21 protein-coding genes are annotated in these 21,114 nt (G+C 62.2%); 10 read left to right on the forward strand and 11 right to left on the reverse strand.

The features are described 5' to 3' along the window. Positions 1–4: 4 nt before the first annotated feature. The 10 genes from F3J19_RS03055 to acnA form a co-directional block, all read right to left on the reverse strand. Positions 5–913: a DMT family transporter gene (locus tag F3J19_RS03055; protein WP_345890997.1), complete on the reverse strand. Its 909-nt coding sequence runs from the start codon at positions 911–913 to the stop codon at positions 5–7. A gap of 130 nt (positions 914–1,043) precedes the next feature. Further along, positions 1,044–1,877 (reverse strand): shikimate dehydrogenase, encoded by an 834-nt coding sequence (gene aroE / locus F3J19_RS03060; RefSeq protein WP_167037998.1) that lies wholly within the window; start codon positions 1,875–1,877, stop codon positions 1,044–1,046. Beyond that, positions 1,877–3,097 (reverse strand): CoA transferase, encoded by a 1,221-nt coding sequence (locus F3J19_RS03065; protein ID WP_167037445.1) that lies wholly within the window; start codon positions 3,095–3,097, stop codon positions 1,877–1,879. Before F3J19_RS03065 ends, aroE begins: the two co-directional genes overlap by 1 nt. Beyond that, the gene (locus tag F3J19_RS03070) at positions 3,097–3,558 is read right to left on the reverse strand and encodes a MaoC family dehydratase (protein ID WP_167037448.1); all 462 of its coding nucleotides are present in this window, start codon (positions 3,556–3,558) and stop codon (positions 3,097–3,099) included. The genes F3J19_RS03065 and F3J19_RS03070 overlap by 1 nt, the downstream gene beginning before the upstream one ends. Positions 3,559–3,561: 3 nt before the next feature. After that, on the reverse strand, positions 3,562–3,954 hold the full coding sequence (locus F3J19_RS03075; protein ID WP_167037450.1) for a VOC family protein: 393 nt from the start codon (positions 3,952–3,954) through the stop codon (positions 3,562–3,564). Next, entirely contained in the window at positions 3,951–4,901 is a 951-nt protein-coding gene (locus F3J19_RS03080) for a ketopantoate reductase family protein (RefSeq protein WP_167037453.1), read from the reverse strand. Before F3J19_RS03080 ends, F3J19_RS03075 begins: the two co-directional genes overlap by 4 nt. Before the next feature lie 200 nt (positions 4,902–5,101). Then, positions 5,102–6,328: a YeeE/YedE family protein gene (locus F3J19_RS03085; protein WP_167037456.1), complete on the reverse strand. Its 1,227-nt coding sequence runs from the start codon at positions 6,326–6,328 to the stop codon at positions 5,102–5,104. A gap of 363 nt (positions 6,329–6,691) precedes the next feature. Continuing rightward, positions 6,692–7,426, reverse strand: a complete 735-nt coding sequence (locus F3J19_RS03090) for an ABC transporter substrate-binding protein (protein ID WP_167037459.1) — start codon at positions 7,424–7,426, stop codon at positions 6,692–6,694. Continuing rightward, positions 7,423–8,358, reverse strand: a complete 936-nt coding sequence (locus tag F3J19_RS03095) for a GntR family transcriptional regulator (RefSeq protein WP_167037462.1) — start codon at positions 8,356–8,358, stop codon at positions 7,423–7,425. Before F3J19_RS03095 ends, F3J19_RS03090 begins: the two co-directional genes overlap by 4 nt. Positions 8,359–8,388: 30 nt before the next feature. After that, the gene (gene acnA, locus F3J19_RS03100) at positions 8,389–11,031 is read right to left on the reverse strand and encodes an aconitate hydratase AcnA (RefSeq protein WP_167037464.1); all 2,643 of its coding nucleotides are present in this window, start codon (positions 11,029–11,031) and stop codon (positions 8,389–8,391) included. 40 nt (positions 11,032–11,071) lie between these two features. Here acnA and F3J19_RS03105 point away from each other — a divergent pair, with 40 nt between their 5' ends. From F3J19_RS03105 to F3J19_RS03115, 3 genes are all read left to right on the forward strand, one after another. After that, positions 11,072–12,181 carry a lactonase family protein gene (locus F3J19_RS03105; RefSeq protein ID WP_345889820.1) on the forward strand — a complete coding sequence of 370 codons (1,110 nt, stop codon included), beginning with the start codon at positions 11,072–11,074 and terminating at the stop codon, positions 12,179–12,181. A gap of 56 nt (positions 12,182–12,237) precedes the next feature. After that, positions 12,238–13,563 carry an MFS transporter gene (locus tag F3J19_RS03110; protein WP_167037467.1) on the forward strand — a complete coding sequence of 442 codons (1,326 nt, stop codon included), beginning with the start codon at positions 12,238–12,240 and terminating at the stop codon, positions 13,561–13,563. 72 nt (positions 13,564–13,635) lie between these two features. Next, a complete protein-coding gene (locus tag F3J19_RS03115; RefSeq protein ID WP_167037470.1) occupies positions 13,636–14,652 on the forward strand; it encodes an ABC transporter substrate-binding protein in 1,017 nt (338 codons plus the stop codon). A gap of 994 nt (positions 14,653–15,646) precedes the next feature. Here the strand turns inward: F3J19_RS03115 and F3J19_RS03120 are convergent. Then, positions 15,647–16,458 (reverse strand): IS5 family transposase gene (locus tag F3J19_RS03120; protein ID WP_205192509.1). Its coding sequence is split into 2 segments (ribosomal slippage): positions 15,647–16,110 and positions 16,110–16,458, totalling 813 coding nucleotides; the frame shifts between segments, so codons are not numbered across the junction. 94 nt (positions 16,459–16,552) lie between these two features. On the opposite strand from F3J19_RS03120, the gene F3J19_RS03125 reads away from it, so the two are divergent. From F3J19_RS03125 to F3J19_RS03155, 7 genes are all read left to right on the forward strand, one after another. Continuing rightward, positions 16,553–16,840, forward strand: coding sequence for a site-specific integrase (locus F3J19_RS03125; protein WP_167037476.1), 288 nt, complete (start codon positions 16,553–16,555; stop codon positions 16,838–16,840). A gap of 203 nt (positions 16,841–17,043) precedes the next feature. Further along, positions 17,044–17,709: a XopG/HopH/AvrPtoH family type III secretion system effector gene (xopG, locus tag F3J19_RS03130; RefSeq protein ID WP_167037479.1), complete on the forward strand. Its 666-nt coding sequence runs from the start codon at positions 17,044–17,046 to the stop codon at positions 17,707–17,709. Positions 17,710–17,902: 193 nt separating this feature from the next. Next, a complete protein-coding gene (locus F3J19_RS03135; RefSeq protein ID WP_167037482.1) occupies positions 17,903–18,289 on the forward strand; it encodes a hypothetical protein in 387 nt (128 codons plus the stop codon). Positions 18,290–18,350: 61 nt separating this feature from the next. Continuing rightward, a complete protein-coding gene (locus F3J19_RS03140) occupies positions 18,351–18,773 on the forward strand; it encodes a prepilin-type N-terminal cleavage/methylation domain-containing protein (RefSeq protein WP_275692047.1) in 423 nt (140 codons plus the stop codon). Between the two features lie 649 nt (positions 18,774–19,422). Beyond that, on the forward strand, positions 19,423–19,569 hold the full coding sequence (locus tag F3J19_RS03145; protein WP_167037488.1) for a hypothetical protein: 147 nt from the start codon (positions 19,423–19,425) through the stop codon (positions 19,567–19,569). A 158-nt stretch (positions 19,570–19,727) separates the two neighbouring features. Then, entirely contained in the window at positions 19,728–19,916 is a 189-nt protein-coding gene (locus tag F3J19_RS03150; RefSeq protein ID WP_167037491.1) for a hypothetical protein, read from the forward strand. 616 nt (positions 19,917–20,532) lie between these two features. Next, complete coding sequence (locus F3J19_RS03155; protein WP_167037494.1) at positions 20,533–21,027, forward strand: Ohr family peroxiredoxin; 495 nt, start codon at positions 20,533–20,535, stop codon at positions 21,025–21,027. The last annotated feature ends 87 nt before the right edge of the window (positions 21,028–21,114 follow it).

Below are 21,114 nucleotides of genomic sequence, written 5' to 3' on the forward strand. Positions count from 1 at the left end.
GAGATCATGCCGGCAGCGCACGACCACGCGCATGCAGGACGATCGTGCCTAGTCCACTGACGGCAATCACGATCATGCCCACGGCAGTCCAGACGCTGGGAACCCTGCCAAAGAACGCCCAGCTGAATAGCGTGGCGAAAGCAAGCTGCGCATAGCCGAATGGCGTGAGCACGGCAAGCGGCGTTCGGCGCAACGCCTGAAGCATCAATAGATGGCCGAGCGTCGAAAGAAAGCCCATCGCGAGCACCATCAGCCAGCTACCCACGGTCACTTTGCGGATTGCCGGCAAAAGGTCCGCCTGATCGACCCATAGCAGTCCCGCGAGCGCGATACTCGCGACCACGGCGGTGATGAGATTGGTGGTGATCGGGTCGCCTGCGGTCGAAAGCCGGCTCGATACGACCTGAAAACATGCGAAGGTCGTGGCTGCACCAATGGGAAATGCAACCGCCCAGCTGAATTCGCCGCTGCCCGGCTGCACGACGATCAGCATGCCGATAAAGCCCAGAACGACCATCGACCATTTGCTCTTCGTTACGTCTTCGTTGAGCAGAATGGCCGCCAGCAGCGTCGAAATCAGCGGCGCCATCATCGCCAGCGAAGTGGTGACCGGAAGCGGCAAATAGCGCAGGCCGGCAAACGTGCAGGCCGAATTGACGAGGAGAAAAAAGGCGCGCAGGAATTGCAGTTTCAGCACGCCGACCTTGCGAAAATGCCCGGCACCGCGCCGCGCCTGCCAGGCGCCGAGGGCGACGGCCTGAAAGCTGTAGCGGCCGAAAAGAAGAGCGAGTAGCGGCACCGAAGCGCCGATGGCCTTGACCACCGAATCGCTCGCGGCAAACGTGGCGGTCGTCGCGACCATCATCGCAATGCCGAACTCGGCGGTCATGGGGAACGTAATCTGGCGCTTCAATTTAATCCCTGTGATGTTGCATGCCTCGAAGCGCTTTTCGATGCATTTTTCGCTACGCCCCTCGCTGCATTTTTCGCGCGCCGGCTCGCCAGTGCTAAACGTGATGGAGCCGGCGTCGCGCGGATCAGCGTCAGTCGAGCGGCACGGTCAGCCGGTCGATCACCGCCCGTGTCTGCGGACGAACGCCGCGCCACCATTCGAACGCTTCGGCCGCCTGTTCGACCAGCATGCCGACACCATCGGCAATACCCTGCACGCCCGCCTCGCGCGCAAGCCGCAAAAACGGCGTGAGCCCTTTCCCATAGGCGAGTTCGTACGCGCCGCCAGCCGGGCTGAATACGCCGGGCGAAACAGGCGGCAAGTGACCGCCAAGACTCGCCGACGTCGCGTTCACGACGAGGTCGAACGGCTCCATCGCGTCGAGATCCCGGTAACCGCATGCGATCAACGGACAGCTCGTTGCGACTTGCGCCACCAGCGCCTCGGCCTTCACTACGTTCCGGTTCACGACGACCAGCTCCGCCGGCCGCGCCGCGATGAACGACAGCAAGGCGCCGCGCACCGCGCCGCCCGCGCCCAGTACGAGCACGCGCTTGCCCGCCATCGGCCGGTTCAGATTGACTTCGATGTCGCGCACGAGGCCGACGCCGTCGAAATTCTCGGCAACGATCCGGCCGTTTTCGAACTTCATCGCGTTCACGGCACCGGCAAGCGCCGCGCGTTCGCTGCGCTCGTCAGCCATCGCGAAGGCTTGCAGCTTGAACGGCGCGGTGACGTTCAAGCCCCTGCCGCCCGCGGCGATAAACGCCCTGACCGTTTCGGCAAACGCGCCGGCCGGCTCGAGCGGCCCTTCTATCGCCGTATAGGTGATGTCCTGCCCGGTCTCCTGCGCAAACAGGCCGTGGATCAGCGGGGATTTCGTGTGTCCGATCGGATGGCCGATCACCGCATATAAATCAGCCATCATGCAGCCCTCTTCGAAAACAGCACGCCGTCGGCCTGCATGGCGTCGATCTGCGCAGCGTCGAAACCCAGCGACTGTGCAACTTCAGCATTGTGCTGACCGAGGTCCGGGCCGACTTCGCGGATCGACGTATCGCAGTCGGAGAAACGGAACGGCAGGTTCGGCAGACGCAGTTTTCCGAAGCGCGGATGGTCCTGTTCGATCACCATGCCCCGTGCGACGATCTGCGGATCGGCAACCACCTCGTCGATACGCTGGACCTTCGCGCATGGCACGTCGACTCCGTCGAGCAGCGCCAGCACCTCGGCCACCGGCCGCGCGGCCACCCACGGCTTGACGACGGCGAGGATGTCCTCGCGATGGGCGTTGCGTCCGTTCAGCGCGTGGAATCTCGCGTCGGCACCAAAGCCGGCCGGACCGCCGTGCTGTTCGACGAGCGCAGCGAAGCGCGCCCACGAATCGTCGACCTGCGCGGCGATCACGAAATCGCCGTCGGCCGCGCGAAACACGCCATACAGCGTCGACGTCGGCATGTCGTGACCCGTCTGCTCGGGCAGCACGCCCTGCATCGTGTAGCACTGCACCGCGTATTCGTGCATCGACACCAGCGTGTCGTACAGCGCCATGTCGATATGCTGGCCGCGGCCGCTCTTCACGCGGCCGAGCAACGCGGCGTTGATCGCGGCCACCGCATGAATGCCCGTGTACATGTCACCGAGCGAAATCCGCATCAGCGGGGGCGGCTCGCCGGGATTGCCGATCATCTGCATGATGCCGCTCTTCGCCTCGGCGATCAGGCCAAAGCCCGCGCGATGCGCGTCGGGTCCTGTATGGCCGTATGCCGAGATCGAGCAGTACACGAGGCCCGGATTGCGTTCGGACAGCGCGGCATAGCCGAGGCCGAGCTTGTCCAGCGCGCCGGGTCGATAGTTTTCGATAAATACATCGGCCGAATCGCACAGGCGCCGCATGAACTCCTTGCCGCGCGCATCTTTCATATCGACGCTGACGCCGCGCTTGCCCATATTGAGCTGCAGGAAGTAGGCGCTTTGCTGGTCGTCGAGGAGGGTCGCATGCTGCCGGCCGGCGTCGCCGCTGCCGGGACGCTCGACCTTGATGACTTCGGCGCCGAGCGCCGCGAGGCAACGGCCCACATAGGGACCGGCGAGAAAGTGGCTGTAGTCGACGACGCGAATACCTTCGAGAGGACGGGCCTGCATCAGTTCGCTCCCGGGCGGCGCAGCACCATCAGGCGATGTTCGCCGCGCTGGACCACCTGGCCGTCCTGATTGATCAGCTCAGACGGTAGCACGACGATGCCCCAGTCCGGACGGCTCTTGCTCGCGCGCATGTTGCTCACGCGAAACCTGACGTGCAGGACGTCGTTGACCTTGATCGGCAGCAGGAAATCCCAGGTCCAGCCGAGCGACATGCCCGGCAGGAACCGGTAGTCGCTCTGCGTCTTCAGGCCGTCCGCAATCGACAGCCCGAACAGCCCGTGCGCGACGATCGAACCGAAGTGGCTCGCGTTCGCGTAGGCCTCGTCCACATGCACCGGCGTGTGATCGCCGGTCAGATCGGCGTAGGCGAGAATGCGTTCTTTCGTGACCGTATAGGTCGGGCTCACGCACTCGTCGCCGTCCTTCGCGTCGTCCCAGTACTTTTCGATGATCGTGCTCATGCTTTACGCCTCCGCGCGTGGATTGATCGCCAGCGCCTGCGCAACGCACGCGGCAGGTTTGGCCTGAATGAGTTCGACCGCGAGCCCGTCCGGCAAGCGCAGCCAGTTGCGTCCCTGCGGCATTTCGCCGACACCGAACGCCTGCGCCGCGGCGAGCGCGGCCTCGAGGTCCTCGCACATCACGCCGAGATGGCCGAGCCGGCCCTCGGGCCCGTCGAAGCGCGGCTCGTGAATGAACTGCAAGCCGCCGAGCGTCCAGTACTGACGCGGCGCCTCGCGCGTGCCGTCCACCTCGCGCATCGTCATGCCGAGGACTTCCTCGAAGAAGCGGATATGCCACTGGATATCCTTCACCCAGATCGCGACGTGCTCCAGATACGCTTTCGTGCCGCTCATGCCGCCGCTCCTGCTTTCTGGCGATCGGTCATGGCCCGTTCGATGCCCTTGATGCATGCCACGAGCGTCGAATTAACAGGAGTCGGCACGCCGAGACGTTGGCCCCAGCGCACGACCGCGCCGTTGATGAAGTCGATTTCGGTAACCGAACCTTTTTCCAGGCTTTGCAGCATCGAGGTCTTGAAGGCAAGCGGCAAACCTTCGGCGGCGAGCGTCCACGCCTCTTCCGCCCGGGTCATCGAAAGACGAATGCCGGCGGCCTTCGCCGCGGCCATGGCCTCTTCGATCGCGGCCAGCGCGGTCGCTTTCAGAACCAGCTCTTCGTAGAGTTGCCCATACGTCAGACCGGTAACGCCGGTGATCGCGCCGGTCGCGACGTTAATCAACAGCTTGTCCCACATCGTGCCGAGGATGTTGTCGCTGACCGTGGTCGTCAGGCCGGCGCTGTTGAACGCATCGGCGATGGCGCGGACCCGCTCCGTCACCTGGCCGTCGAGTTCGCCGATGATCGTCAGTTTTCCGCTCACGCCCGACTCGATATGTCCGGGCGCCTTCAGTACGCCGCCGACATAGGTCTTGCCCGCCAGCACACGCTCGCGGCCGACGATCTCGCTCAGCACGTCCTCATGGCCGAGGCCGTTCTGCAACGACAGGACGAGCGTGTCGGGACCGACGAGGGCGAGCGCGCCGCGCATCGCCGAATCGGTATGGAAGGACTTGACCAGTACGATAACGAGGTCCACCGGTCCGACTTCGGCGGGGTTCATCGTGGCGCGGACCTTGACGCGGCGCGAGCCATTGGCGTCGTCGACTTGCAGGCCGTCGCGGCACATGGCCTCGACGTGCGCCGCAAAGCGGTCGACCAGCCACGTCTCGTGGCCGCCTTCGGTGAGTGCGGAGCCAATGGCGCAACCTAACGCACCGGCTCCCAGAAATGCGATCTTCATGCGGGTCTCCGTGATAGTGAGACCACGATACGATTCCCGCGTCATGCGCGCAATGCAATGAAATCAATGACGTCATTGCGAACGGCAATACAGGTCGAACGGCATGACGCCTTTGCGTTCACGGCCGAGGCATAAAAAAAGGCAACGCGTCACGCGTTGCCTTCCTGATTACACCGGCAAATAGAGGTCGCAGCCCCCGCTCAACAACCCGTCTGCTTCACGCGCTCGACCGCGAGCCCGAAGGCCGGACGCAGCTTCGTGCCGACCACGTTGCCGAAAAATGCCGCGACGAGCCAGAGCCAGCCATGCAGGCTGCCCGACACGATACCGCTGAAATACGCGCCGATATTGCAGCCATACGCGAGGCGCGCGCCATAGCCGAGCAGCAGCCCGCCGACGATGGCGGCGATCAGCGAGCGCAAAGGCAGACGCCATACCGGCGCGTAGCGGCCGGCGAGCGAAGCGGCAACCATCGCGCCGATTACGATGCCGATGTCCATCACGGACTTCACGTCGTGGCTGATCGGCGCGGCCAGGGCGGCCGCGTTCGGGCCGGTGCTCCACACCGGCCAGCTTGCGACGTCGATGCCCAGCGCGGAGAACGCCTTGGCGCCCCACAGCGCGAACGCCGACGTGATGCCCCAGGGGTGGCCCGACAACGCGAGCGTCACGAAATTGAGGATCGCCAGCACGACACCACCGGCGAGCAGCGGCCACGGGCCATGCAGCCACGGCGACGCGTTCGGCGCGCGATCCACGTCGCTCACGAGATGGCCGTGACGGCGCTTCTCGATCAGCACGGTCAGCGCGGCGATCGCCGCGAACACCACGAGATTCAGCGCGATCGCCGGACCGACGCCGAGCGTCTTCACGAGCGAGATCGGCTGGAGATGCGGCAGCGCGGACCAGAACGGCATGTGCGCGGTGCCGACCACCGAGCCGACGATAAACGCGATCAGCGTGACCACCATCCGCGTGCTGCCGCCGCCGACGGTGTACAGCGTGCCGGACGCACAGCCGCCGCCGAGCTGCATGCCAACGCCGAAAATGAACGCGCCTATCACGACCGAGGTGCCGGGGGGCGACACTTCGCCGACAACCGCATGACCGAACAGCGTGCCGGCAGACAGCGCGGGGAAGAACAGCAGCACGCCGATTGCGAGCATCAGCATCTGCGCGCGCAGGCCGGCGCCGCGGCCGTCGGCGATGAAGACCCGCCATGCGGACGTGAAGCCGAACGCGGCGTGATAGAGCGTGACGCCAAGCAGCGCGCCGAGGACGTACAGCGCGGCCTGCGTCACGCTGACGGTCTGCGCGAGATAGACGGCACCGATCACGACGAGCGCAAGCGCGACGGCGAGCGGCTTCGGATTGATGTTGACGAGACGGCGGGGCGCGCCGCCGAACGGCGTGGATAGATCGGACATGATGAGCGGAGACGGACGCGCCCATCGCGTGCGCACAGCACACCGCTGGCGGGTCAACCGGGCGGTCGCTGCGCGGGCGAAAAGCCGCGACAAATCGTTTTAGAAGAAGTCCGTGAGTATACCGAAATGTCACGTTGCGGCCGGCGCACGCCACGGCGCCGCGTTCCTCGACGGCGCAACCGCGCGCGCCGCCCCATGAGCCTGAGAAGCTTGCTGCACGGGGCCTGGCGAGAATCGACGCCATTTCTGGCGGTCGCTTAATAACCCGTTGTCATAGCGACATTTCGAATCTGCCTTAAAACAGCCATGTTTCAGGGCCGATTTTTCAGAGGCAATTCCCTCCTCTTCCCCGGAAGCCGTCGTTTATTCGAGCGGCGCAACCGAAGCGCCTACAATGCGATGGCGTTCCAGTGCCTGCGCGACGAACCCGCTGCGTTTCATCTCTTCGACAAACTCGCGTAATTCCTCGGCCGCCCGTTCTCCCCGGCTCTTTGCGACGCCCATTGCCTGCCGGATCACCATGAAACGCTCGTCGAGCAAGCGCAGTCCGCTGGTTTTCGCGGCATCGGCTTCGAGTTGCTGCCTGACGCCGGCGGCCACTTCAAGCGTTTGTTCGAGGAAGGTTTGGACCACCGTGGGCGAAGTCGGCGCACGCACGATCTGCGCGGCTTTCAGTTCCCGCGTGAGGAACAGGTCGTAGGCGCTGCCCTTGCCGACCGCCACCCGGTTATGCGGATAATCGACATCGGCATTGGAGCGGATCGGCGAAGCCTCGCGTACGAGATAGACCCCTTCAATCAGCACGTACGGCGCGGTAAACGCAATGGTTTCGCCGCGCTTCGGGTCCACGGCGAAAAAGCCGAAGTCCGCGCGCTCGTCGCTGACGGCCTCCACGGACTTGCCCGCCGCGTCGAACACGACGAGTTCGAGCGGCACACCGAGGCGTTGCGCGAACGCGCGCGCGAGATCGACCGATACGCCGGCCGGCTCGCCCGACTGCGGACTCAGGTTGGCGAGAATCGGATTGCCGAGATTGATGGACGCACGCAGCGTTCCGGTGGGCGCGAATGCCTTGACGATGGCGGAATCGATATTCATAAGGTCGTGGCGGATTGAACCGTGTGTTGATCCTCCGGCGCCGAGCCGAGGATTTCCTGGATGCTCGCCAGAGCCTCCAGCGTATGCAAAAGGTGCTGGCGTAATGCTTCGGATGCCTCTTCGTTGCGCTCGCGCTCCAGCAGTTCGAGCACGTGCAGATGCTGCCTGGCATGCTCCACATAGCGCTTGCGATGCTGCATCGAACGGTACGAGATCAGCCGGCGCACCCGGTTGACACGGCGAATGGTGTCGATAAAAAAACTGTTGCCCGACGCCTCGACGAGCGATTCGTGAAAGCGCACGCCGCGCTCGTGCAACTGATCGGCGGTATCGGTTTCGATGCCGCCCGCGAGCAGATGCTTTTCGACCTCGCGGCAACGTTCGAGCACCTTGCGCTCGAGCCGGTAGCCGGGTTCGAGCAGCGCCGCCGGCTCCAGCGCGAGACGCAGCCGGTAAGACTTGAGCAGGCTGTCGGGCGTCGTGAGCATGGGCGAGAATTCCCAGCCGTAACCGGGCTTGCGCTCTGCCCAGCCCTCCTGCGCAATCCGGTTCAATAGCGCGCTCAATTGCGCGCCCGTGAGACCGTAGCGCGTGCGGATCATCTGCTCGGATACAACGTCCGGCAGTTCCCCTTTGAGGCGATCGTCGGCGATCTGGAAATAGACGCTCGTCACGATGCCGGTCCCGGCGAGACCCAGTTCGCTGACCACGTCGGCCAAGGGATCGACGAGCGGCCGCGCCACGAAGAAGCCGCGATTTTTCTCGCGCGTCAGCACGCCCTTCTCGTGCAGCAGCGCGAGCGCTTCGTTCACGGGCGAGCGCGACACGCGAAGCCGGTCGGCCAGCATCTGCGCGGGCAGATGCGCGCCGGCTTCGAGCCCTTCGTTGCTGATCAGTTCGAGTATCTGGGTGGCAATGGAGCGGTCGATCATCTCAGTCGGTCAGGTTCGCCGCGCGGGAGCTCAGTCTGCGCCCCTGCCGCGCGCGAGGTTGTTTTGCAGGATCAGCGGAATTACGCCGCCCGAACGCAGCAGCCTGCATTCGAGGCGCGTCTCCACGGCCGCGCGCACGTCGATCGCCTCGACGCGGCCGTCGGCACGCACGATACGCACGGGCACCGTGCAGCGCGGCGTGATCGTGGCGGCGTCCGCTGCGACTTCGAGCATATCACCCGGCCCGAGCGCGAGGGTGTCCGGATGGATGCCGGGCGCGAAACGCAGCGGCAGGATGCCCATGCCGATCAGATTCGAGCGATGGATGCGCTCGAAGCTCGCGGCCAGCACCGCGCGAATACCCAGGAGCCGCTGCCCCTTCGCGGCCCAGTCGCGCGACGAGCCCGTGCCGTAGCGTTCACCCGCGACGAGCACGACGGCATCGCCCGCGTCCGCATAGCGCCTGGCGGCCTCATGAATCGGCAGCACTTCGCCGCTCGGCACGTGCAGCGTGTGAGCAACCGGCATGCCGGGCTTGAGCCGGTTCACCAGCGTCTTGCTGTAGAACGCCGCACGCATCATCACTTCCCAGTTGCCGCGGCGCGAGGCGAACACGTTCAGGTCGTTGCGGTCGTCGCCGCGCGAGACGAGAAAATCGGCGACGAAGCTGTCTTTCGGAATCGCGCTCGCCGGCGAGATGTGGTCGGTCGTGATGTCGTCGCCGAGCACGAGCAACGGATACGCGCGATAGTGGCCGAGCTGGCTGCCCTGATCGATGGCCGCGAACGGCGGCCGGCGTAAAGCCGTCGACGCCGGATTCCACGGAAAGCGCGCGCCCGATGGCGCTTCGAGTTCGTGCCATGCCGGATTGCGGCTCGCCACGGCAAACGCGCGGGGGTAGTCCTCGGGGTCGGCCGCCTGCTCGACGAGCGCGGCCACCTCCTCGCGCGTCGGCCACAGATCGCGCAGCAGGACCGGCGTACCGTCGGCCGCGCATTGCACGGGCTCGCGGCTCAGGTCGGTTTCGGCATTGCCCGCAAGGGCGAACGCGACCACGAGCGGCGGCGACATGATGAAGCCGAGATCGAGATCGGGGTGAATGCGTCCCGCGAAATTGCGGTTGCCCGAGAGCACGGCGACGGGATAGATGCGGCCTTCGGCCTGCGACGCGCGCACGCTTTCGGTGAGCGGCCCCGAGTTGCCGATGCAGGTCGTGCAGCCATAGCCGACGATGTCGAAGCCCACGGCGGAAAGATCGTCGATCAGACCGGCACGTTCCAGATACGCAGCGGCGGCCGGCGATCCGGGTGCCAATGAGGTCTTGATCCACGCCGGCACCGCAAGGCCTTTCGCGCGTGCCTTGCGCGCCACGAGCCCGGCGGCGATCAGCAAGGCGGGATCGGACGTGTTCGTGCAACTCGTGATCGCCGCGATCGCCACGGGGTGACGCGGCATCGGCTCGTGCGGCGCTTTCGATCCGCCTTCCGGCTTGAAGCCGAGCTTCGCGAGCGCGGCGGGCAATGCCGAGTAATCGAGCAGATCCTGCGGGCGGCGCGGGCCGGCCACGTGCATGCCGATGCTGGCGAGATCGATGTCGATCGTGCGCGTGTAGCGCGGCGCGGCCTCGGGATCGAACCACAGGCCGGCCGCGCGCGTGAACGCCTCGACCAGTTGCATGGCTTGCGCTGTGCGATGCGTCGCGTGCAGGTATTCGAGCGTACGTGCGTCCACGGGGAAAAAGCCCGTCGATGCGCCGTACTCCGGCGCCATGTTCGCCACGACCGAGCGTTCGCCCGCGCCGAGCGTCGACACGCCCAGCCCGAAGAACTCGACGAACTCGCCCGAGACGCCGATCGCGCGCAGCCGCTGCGTGACCGTCAGCGCGAGATCGGTGGCGAGCACGCCCGGCCGCAGCGCGCCCGTGAGACGCACGCCGATCACATCGGGAATGCGCTGCATTACCGGCATGCCGAACATCACCGTCTGCGCTTCGAGGCCGCCCACGCCCCAGCCGAGCACGCCGATGCCGTTGATCATCGGCGTATGGCTGTCCGTGCCGATCAGCGTGTCGGGCACGGCCCACGGCTCGCCGTCGCGCGTGACGCGCGTCACCACCGTCGCGAGCTGCTCCAGGTTGATCGTATGCATGATCCCCGTGCCCGGCGGATGGATGCGCACGCCCGTCAAGGCCTGCGAAGCCCAGCGCAGAAAGCGGTAACGCTCCGCGTTGCGGCGCAGTTCGAGCGCGAGATTCCGCGGCGCGGCGTCGGGCTTGCCGAAGTACTCGACCGCGAGCGAATGATCGACCGACGAATCGACCGGCAACACGGGATTGAGCGCGGCGGGGTCCGCGCCCGCCTCGGCCAGCGCGTCGCGCATCGCCGCGATGTCGACCAGCGCGGGCGTGCTCGTCGTGTCGTGCATCAGCACGCGGTTGGGCTGGAACGCGATTTCGTGCTCGCTGGTGGCGCGCTCGCGCCACGCGAGGATCGCGGCGACCGCCTGAGCGCGCTCTTCGCCATCCGTATTACGAATCACGTTTTCGAGCAGCAGGCGCAGCACGACGGGCAGTTCGCGCAGCTGCGCGCCGAACATGCCGGGCAGATCGACGAAACGCAAGCTCGCGCCGCCCGCGTCGAGATGGGAGATGAGGGGGGTGTCGGTGTTTTCCATAACTGTATTTTTGCACTTCATATAGTCAAAATGCAATCCAGTGGAAACCCGCAATACGAGGCACACCGTTTTGAAACAAAAGACCCCCCTGTTTGCTTATGTCGGTTCGCGCACGACGCGCGAGCGCAACGCCCGCGGCGACGGCATCAGCGTCTATCAGGTCGAGACGCAGACCGGCGCGCTGACGCTCGTGCAGCTCGTCAAGGACCTGGTGAACCCGTCGTTCCTTGCGCTGAGCCGGAACGGCGAGCATCTCTACAGCGTGCATGGCGACATGAGCGACATCAGCGCGTTCAGCGTGGACAAGGCGAGCGGCAAGCTCACGTTCCTCAATCGCCAGAGCACCGAAGGCAACAATCCCGTGCATCTCGCAATCGATCCGGGCGGCCGCTACGTGGTCGTGTCCAATCACATCGGCGCGAGCCTCGCGGTGCTGCCCATCGCCGCCGACGGCTCGCTCGAACCGCTCACACAGCTCGTGCAGCTGGACGGCCCCATCGGTCCGCATCGCATCGAACAGAAGCAGGCGAAACCGCACTTCAATCCGTTCGCGCCGGACGGGCGCTTCGTGATCGTTCCGGACAAGGGACTCGACCGCACATTCTCGTTCCGCTTCGAAAACGGCCGGCTCACGCCCGCCGCGACACCCTTCGTCGCGGCTCGCGAGGGCGCGGGGCCGCGCCATATCGCGTTCCATCCGGATGGCCGCCATGCGTGGGTCGTCAACGAACTCGATTCGACGGTTACGGCGTATGGCTACGATGCGGCCAACGGCTCGCTCACGCCGCGGCAGGTGCTGTCGAGTCTGCCGGATACCTGCACGGGCAATAGCCGCGCGGCGGAAATCGAAGTCGATCCCACGGGCCGCTTCGTCTATGCGTCGAACCGCGGTGACGACAGCATTGCCGTGTTCGGCATTGATGCGTCGAATGGCCGGCTGCGCTTTCTGCATGCCGTCCCCACGCAAGGCAAGACGCCCCGCTTCATGACGGCCACACCCGATGGCCGCTTCATGTACGTGCTCAACGAGGACAGCGACACCATCGTCGTGTTCTCCGTCGATGCGTACTCAGGCGGCCTCGCGCCGACCGGCTTCGTTGCCTCGTCGGGCAGCCCGGTCTGCCTGGTGTTCTCGCCGCCCCACGCCTGACACACCTTTCCGATTCACGCGAAGCCTGGCGGACTCGGCCGCCAGCGGAGAAAGCCATGACAGCCAGCCCCGCAATCGACGAACACGCACTCGTACGCAAGATCACGTGGCGCATCATCCCGTTCGTTTTCATCCTCTACATCATTTCCTACATCGACCGCGCGAACATCGGCTACGCGGCATTGCAGATGAATCACGAGCTGGCGCTGACGGGCGAGGCATTCGGCTTCGCCTCGGGCATCTTCTTCATCGGCTACTTCCTGTTCGAAGTGCCGAGCAACGTCATGCTCAACCGGTTCGGCGCGCGTGTCTGGATTGCCCGCATCCTCGTGACCTGGGGCATGGTGTCCGTGGGTTCCGCGTTCGTGCAGAACGCCACGCAGCTTTATGTGCTGCGCTTTCTGCTCGGCGTGGCCGAGGCGGGATTTTTCCCCGGCATCATCGTCTATCTCACGTACTGGTTCCGGGCCAGGGAGCTCGCGACGACGGTCGCGCTCTTCACGGCCGCCATTCCGGTCTCGTACATCATCGGCGCACCGCTCAGCACATGGGTGATGGACCACGCGCAGTGGCTGAACTGGAGCGGCTGGCGCTGGATGCTCGTGCTCGAAGGCGCGCCCGCGCTGATCGGCGGCGTTCTGTGCTTCTTCTATCTGACCGACCGGCCCGCCGACGCGAAGTGGCTCAAGCCTCACGAGCGCGAATGGCTGCAGGGCGAACTCGCCAACGATCGAAAGGCCCGCCCTCACGCAAAACATTTCGGCTCGCTCAAGGCGATGACCAATCCGAAGGTGCTTTACCTGTCGTTCATCTACTTCGTCTATCAATGCGGCAGCCTCGGCGTCGGCTACTGGATGCCCCAGATCATCAAGGGATTCTCCAGAACGCTGAGCCACACGCAGATCGGCCTCATCGCCATGATTCCGTACCTTGCCGCGACGATCGCCATGGTGCTGTGGTCCAGAAGCTCGGATCGCCGCAACGAACGACGCCTGCATTCGGCGATCCCGCTCGGCGTTGCGGCGCTCGCCCTGCTGGGTGCGGGCCTCGCGACGAATCCCTATGTATCGATCGTGATGATCAGCCTGAGTCTCGCCGGACTCTACGCGTTCAAATCGCCGTTCTGGGCCCTGCCCACACTGTTCCTCAGCCGGTCTACGGCCGCGGTCTCCATTGCCGTCATCAATTCGGTGGGCAATCTGGGCGGCTTCGTTGGCCCCTTCGCCATTGGATTCATCAAGGGCACAGGAAAGAGTGCAACGCCGGGCCTGCTGTTTCTCTCGGCGCTGCTGGTCGCGTCGTTCCTGATGGCGTATTTCATTCGCATCGACGAACCCGGCACAGACGACGCGACCGGCGCGGTCCCGAATCACAGCCATTGAGTTTCCCTCGGCTAACCAGCGCGTCTGGTTCCCGGCTATTTTTGACCCGAAGACCCTTGCGAGAAATAAATCATGAATAACGCACCGAAAGCACGTCTTTTCTGCACCGCCGTCGCATTTGCGAGCCTCGTCGCCATATCGCCCGCACGGGCCGACGATAGCCCGACCATCTCGATCATGGTCGGCGGCATCTCGAAGTTCATCTACCTGCCCGCGAAGCTCGCCGATCAGCTCGGCTACTTCAAGGACGAGAAACTGAACGTCGAACTGCTGTCGCAACCGGCCGGCGTCGATGCCGAAAACGAACTGCTGTCAGGCTCCGTTCAGGCCGTCGCCAGCGCCTACGACCATACGATCGACCTGCAGAGCAAGGGCAAGGAAGTGCGATCCATCGCAACGTTCCTTCAGGTGCCGGGAGAAGTCGAAGTCGTATCGAAGGCGTCGCCGATGAAAAGCATGGCCGACGCGAAAGGCAAGACCCTGGGTGTGACGGGCCTGGGCTCGTCGACCGACTTTCTTACGCAGTACATGGCGCTCAAATACCGCATTACGTCGAAGGAGTATTCGACGCTGCCGGTTGGCGCGGACAATTCGTTCATCGCCGCCATTCAACAGCGGCGTATCGATGCGGGCATGACGACCGAGCCGACCGTGTCGAGACTGCTTCAGAAGGGCGATGCGTCGGTCATGGTCGACATGCGAACCGTCGAGGGAACGCAGAAGGCGCTCGGCGGCATCTACCCCTTTACGGGGCTATACGTTAACGCCGACTGGCTGGCATCGCACAAGCAGCAGGCGGCGGGTCTCGCGCGCGCGATCGCCCGAACCATGGTCTATATCCATACGCACTCGCCCGAAGAAATCGCCGACAAAATGCCGAAGGATTACTACGGCGGCGATAAGGCGCTCTACGTGCAGGCCCTGAAGTCGACCATGGCGATGTACACGCCCGATGGAAAGATGCCTGCGGGCGGGCCGGAAAATGTTCTCAAGATTCTGTCGACGATCAATCCGGCGATCAAAGGCAAGCATATCGATCTCAACCGGACTTATACGAACGAGTTTGTCTCGGCGGCGAAGGGATCGTGATTGGTCTTTCTCCCGGCGACGGTTGGATGCCGTGCCGGGAGTATTTTCGTGGGGGTATGGATAAACTCAGCTTCCTTAGCTGACGCATTTGATACCCAGCCCGCCCTCGAACTGAAGTCCAAGGCAACGTTTTCTACGATTCGTTGCAAGATCACGCGGCCGATTCATAGAAACCGACCGATCGGCATAACCTGTGCTGCGTGGACCAGTCACGTTGATGGCGAGGGCTACCATTGCAGGACTGCTATGCCTTGAGCCAGTCTATCAGGACCGAAATCATCGAAGTATCTTTCACGCCTTCGCAATAGATTTGCCCGTGCGGAGACTCTGAAGCCGGTTGATTGGTGCATTCTGTCACTTTGTATTGTCAACTTGATGGACAATGAGAATACAAATAGAACACGCGCTCATTGCAGACGGTGGCCGGCATGAAATACAGCGAGGTAATCGTGCTTGGCGGGCTGCTGCAGGATCAGGCCTCGCAAACCAAAAGCCATGAATGATTCCTGCCGTTACTTCTCGATGGTCGCACGACATACAAAGGGCATACAGAGGTCGTGCTTGTCCTGCAGGTGCAAAAGCTCTAGTGACCGGCGAGCGTGAATGCGTAGTAGAGCCCGACGAAGGCGGCGATCCAGATAAGCGCGATGACGAACAGCGGCGTGCGTCGGCGCTTCTCGGTCTGATCGATGACGCTCTGTAGCAGGTTGGGTTTGCGAGCGGTCTTTTGCTTGTACTCGTTGCGATATCAGTCACGATCTTCGAATGCCATGTCTTTCCCCGGGTTGGCGAAGCGGCGATTCTATCAACGTGATATTGCGCGGGCGGGCGTCTAGCGTCAGGAGCGTCCGGGCGTCAATCGGAGCTAGTGGTACGGTTGTTGGGGCGGTACTGCTTGTGGCGGTTATCGCGCGGCTCGGCGTTGCGAGATCAGCAAGGCTTGGGGGGCGGACCGCTGTTCGGGGACGCCGTGGGTGTTTGCATCTAACAGGCGTTAACAAAATGAGTTCTTCAGTTTTCGCCAACAGATGATGCAGCAGGCGATTTTCATGAAGGCTTCGTGGATAAACGCAAGGCGTTCGAAGCGGATGCGCAGTCGTCGAAAGTTGTGAAGCCATGAGATGGTGCGCTCGACAACCCAGCGGGTTTTGCCCAGTCCGCTGCCGTGCGGCTCGCCGCGTCGGGCGATTTCAGTGGCGATGCCGACTGCGTGTAGCGGACGGCGGTATTTGTCGTGATCGTAGCCCCGCTCGCCCTGAACGATGCGGGGCTTCGAAAGTGGCCGACCTCGCTTGCCGGCAATGGGCGGGATGGCGTCAACCAGCGCGTGAAGCTGGGTGACATCGTGGCGGTTGGCGCCGGTGAGAATTACCGCGAGCGGGATGCCCTGCGCCTCGGTAATGAGGTGGTGCTTTGAACCTGGTCGCGCGCGGTCGGTGGGATTCGGTCCCGTTTTTGACCTGCACCCACCGCGCGGATCGAAGAGGAGTCGACAACGACACGCGACCAGTCAATCCGGTCGGCTTCGCGTAGCTTTGCGAGCAGGACCTCGTGCAGTCGGTCCCAGACACCGGCGGCCTGCCAGTCACGCAGACGGCGCCAGCAACTCATGCCGCTGCCGCAGCCCATCTCGCGTGGCAGCAGGTCCCAGCGCAGGCCCGTCTGCAGGATGAACAGGATGCCTGTAAGCAGCGCACGATCATCGAGTGGCTTGCGCCCTGGATAACGGCTTCGCCTCGGTTTTGGTGGGGGCAGCAATGGTTCGATGAGTGCCCAAAGTTCGTCGTCGAGTATGGGTTTAGCCATCACCTTTTCGTCGTCGAAACAAGGAAAAGGTTAACAGGAATCATCGAGAGTAAACAGCCCCTTTGTTCATTTTGTTAAGGGTTCTAAGACCGGTGTGCGCATCACTACGCTGCAAAAGGGATTTGAGGCTGCCTGTAGACGCTGCGGGATTGACGACTTCCGCATTCACGATCTGCGGCACACCTTCGCCTCTTGGTTTGTGATGGATGGCGTCTCGCTATATATAGCTCGAGATTTGCCCGGTCATTCATCCGTAACAGTGACGGAGCGATATGCACATCTTTCACCGGATCAGGGACGTGTGCTGTCCAGCGGTTGGTTGCCCCATGAGGGCATCGCGTCGGGGCATGGAAAACATGCCGCATGCCCGAACAGCCGATGACTGCGAGGCGTTGCCGCCTTGGCGACCTTGACAGCTCGAATTTCGCCTCAGTTGCTTCACTTAACACAACATTACTTCGCGAATGTGTGCTTGCATCGCGTCTCTATCGGTTAAAAAGGTCGTTCAGCAGGATGCGAACGCTAATCGCTCTACGGATTAAGCCGCGCATTCGTAGTCATCTTTATCTTTTACGGAGTTACGCGATGAAAGTGCAAAGCACCACTATTCCTTCAATCTCAATCGAGTCTAACTCGAAAACGGCAATTAAGGATGCGGAAAATGCGCTTACTACAATTAAGAGAGGAACAAATGGCCGTGCGTTGCTAGATCATCTGGAAAGCTTTAGTCAAAAGGGAAATAGAGTCAAGATTTTTGTGGCTCCGCGCGGAGGAAACATGCGTAACGAAACGCGGGCCGTCGATGACATTGATTCTCCCGGGTCTGATAACAAGAACGCCATAAGGAATGCGTCCAAGTCGATTCTAGGATTTAGCGGGAAAGGGGCAAGTGCAATCGTAGAATGGAATCCGAGTAAAAGCCTGGTCCTTAGCCCATCCGGCGTGCCGATTGGACGCGAAGATAACATCGATAAGGCTTATCTGTCGCTTGGACATGAACTCGTGCACGCCTATTATATCGGCAACGGTAAATATAAAGGTGGCGGAGGGCACGAGGGTTTTCAGCCCGGCACTCGTTCTGCGGAAGAGGAACTGCGAGCAGTTGGGTTGGGTAAATGGGCCGGCGAGCCGATCAGTGAAAATGGCATTCGCGCAGACCACAAGGAAACTATGAGAACAGCGTATCCGCTTAGTCAAGACGAGAACGAGCGACTAAACGACTTTGATCCGACTGCGCGGTACAACGGATAAGCGGCCTGTTCCCGCAATAGCCTCTTGATACGCAAGCCCCCGACGACATCGGCAACCAGTCGTCGGCTTTTTGTCTTGAAGTAATGTGCGCTGCCAGAATATGCGCCCGGCGGAGACCGACAGGAGCTCTTCGCTGCAACTTATCGGACAGCCACGTTAGCTGTCGCGAGAACACACGGGGGGAACGTCCTATATGTGGGTAATCTGGGCATTGATTGCCGGTACTGCGCTCGCTTCTTTTTATGCGCTATTGCCGGATGCTCATTTAGGTGCCCCATCTCCCGATATGCCCACTGTGCTGGCTGGTGACATAGCGACTCACCGCAGCGAGCTCGAAGATTATGTGGTCGAGAGTAAACCGCCTGCAGGCGTGGTGCCGCAGGGCGTATTCGTCCACGCGGGCAACTGGAATTACACGTCGCTGCGTTGGCAAAACTACGTCAATAACGGAATCGTTGTCGTCTATCCATCGACCGGCATCGCGCGTTACCGACAGGATTTCTCGGCGCAATGCTCAGGCAGGCTCACTACTCGGTCGAAGCTGGCGCCTCACAAAACGGACAGATCGTCAATCCTCTGAATACCGGTGGTAACGTCTCACTGCCAGCCGGCATGCCCTCTCTTCCCGACGGAACTCCAGTATGGCTCGCGCAAGTCTACTGACGCGCCACGCAGCCGCGCGGCATTCTCGTCGGCACCGCGGCGTGACGCTGATCGAAACGCTCGGCGCACTGCTGATCGTTGCGCTGGTGATCGCTGGCGTCTCGACGATGATCAATAGGTCGTTGAAGGACAGTCGCGATCAGCAGGCCGCCGAGTATCAACGGCAGCTGGCGAATGCAGTGAATCAGTCAATCAATTTGAACTACGCGTCGCTTGTCTCGTCGATTCCGGTAGGAGCCACGAGTACCCCCTACTCCATTACCGATATGATGGAGAACAAGCTGGTTCCAGCCAGCTACGCGAACGCTCGCGACGCATTCGGTAAATCGTTTTGCCGGCTAGTTCAACTAGCCGGCCGCTGGGCAGATCGACGCACTTTTGATCAGCGCCGGAAGCACTGAAATTCCAGCCGTTGATCTCGATTATATCGCAGCGAACTCAGGCGTTGGTGGGGGAAAATCGGGACTGCCACACCGGTTACCGCTGTATGTGCGTATCGCGGCTGGAGCACGCCGCTGTCGAGCTGGAATACGGCGAACTGCACGGGTATGCCGGGTCACCTGGCTAATCAGCGATTCATGAGCGGGCCGAGTGGTCAGCCGGCCGATGATTTTCTGTATCGCAACGTGGTGCCGGCGCGGCCCGATCCGAATGCCATGAATGTGCCGATTGGGTTAGCTATTACTGTCGACGGTACCTCCCGCACAGGTCTCACTGACAGATCGGTCGCATTCGCGGTTGGCTCTACCGGTCATCTGCTGGTATGTCTCAGTGGAAACTGGAGTCAGGGATCGTGGGGCAGGTCCCAACAGGACCTTGCCGCCCTGTCTGTGTTACCCGCGAACGAGCTGGCGGTAGGCCAGACCCGTGTCGCATGCGACACCCAGTTGCCTTACACTTGGGACGGAACGAAGTGGGTCGCGTCTGCGATCGATAACAACGGCGTGCTGAATCTACGGACGACGGTCACTGCCGCCCCCCTGCGGCCTCGATACGACCGGAGCTGCGTAGCCGAATGCGGTGCAACTCGGCGTCACTACGACAGGCGAGATGCTGTCGTGTCAGAACGGTGTCTGGACGAGTTCGGCGTCCATCGTGCTCAACGGCTCGGATGTCGGCTGCATGTATATCATCGGCCCTGCTTCGACGCCGTACGATTACCGCAACTGCAGCGCGCCCGTCGGCACGAACTCGTGAGATACGACGTCCCAAACAACGAACAACGTTGTCTACCGAACAGTGACCTTCACGCGCAACGCACTGGTCAGTGTGACGAGCTACGCGCATATGAACTATGCGCAATGCAACACGACCCGATGGACAGGACAGCTAGCGCAGTTTCTGGCGGTGTAAGCATGTCGCTGAATCAGCCTATGCGGCCGGGCACCTATCTGGTCAGGATCATGACGAACTGGGGGATATTCTCCGGCCCGGGCATGAGCCAAGGAGCGACATGGACTTCCAACTATTGCCCCACAGGCCCGCCCAACATCGTTATCAACACCCCGCTGATGATGGGATGGAATGTGAGCACGTTGTATTGAGATGTGGCTAGGGGCATGTCGGTATGCAGCGCTACGTCAAGTGTCACGGATATATGGACTACGCGCCGGTGTAGTGGTTAACCAATCCCGGGCACTACACTAAATTGTGCGGCCCATGGACATCGTTTCACTTTCTTGAGGGCCATTTCCTTGACGTGCCTCGACCGGCGGATCCAGTTTGCCGTTGAGATGTGGAGAACGGGGTGGAATTGGTCTGAATTTGATGTGTTCGGTCATTGTGATTTAACACCGAGTGAATTCGCCTGGCAGCACGGCCGAAGGCTCATAAAAAGCCGAACACTGACGCTGCACTCTGTCCAGAAAAGCGGAGCTGTTCAAGGAATCGGCCATACCAATTATCCTGCTGTCCGAATTTGCACAGCCACCTCTATTGGGCCAGCCCCGATCTGATCGAGCGATGAGTGCGGCAGCTACGGGCGCAACATGCCCCATCAAACCAATCAGATATTGGCCCATGAAATCTATGCCAAGATCACGCATCATTACAGCCTCCTCCGCCTGACTGTGTTGACTGTGTATCTGCCAAGTGCCGGCAAGTGCCGTGGCAATCTGTTTCGGTTCACGCAATGGTGAGGGCTCGGTTCGTCAAAGAGGTATGAAGATGGAAAAAATGCCGCCGGTTTCGCTCCTGGACAAATACGTGGGCGAGGAACTCCTGCCGCTCTACACCACGACGGTGGTCGTGACTGGAGGCGTCTCCGGTCATGGCCGTGCCTCAGGTCAAGCCACAGCCGAGGACGGGGGGCTCGATGTACCGCTGCGGATGCCGCCAGCTTTGGGCGGCAATGGCGGCGGCACCAATCCGGAACAGCTCTTTGCCGCCGGCTATGCCGCGTGCTTTCACGGGGCGCTGAAGCTGATTGCCGTGAAAAAGGGCCTGAAACTGCCCGCGGACGTCGCCGTGCGGTGTTCTGTGACGATTGCGCGTGACCCCGAAGACGGGGAGTTCTGCCTGACCAGTGACCTGCGGGTGGCGCTGCCCGGCGTGCCTGAGGCGCAAGCCCTCGAACTTGTCAATGACACCATGATGACGTGTCCGTATTCGAAGCTGGCCAAACAGGGCATGGCTTCGACCGTTCAAATTTGCTGAGTACTGCGTCATGACGCCGAGTCTGATGAGTCGTCGTTTGGACCCCGCTATTTTTCGATTGCTTCAGAACGGTTATCAACACCTGGT

The sequence above is a fragment of the Burkholderia sp. Ax-1724 genome, assembly GCF_011752995.1.
In the GTDB taxonomy this organism is placed as follows: Bacteria; Pseudomonadota; Gammaproteobacteria; order Burkholderiales; family Burkholderiaceae; genus Paraburkholderia.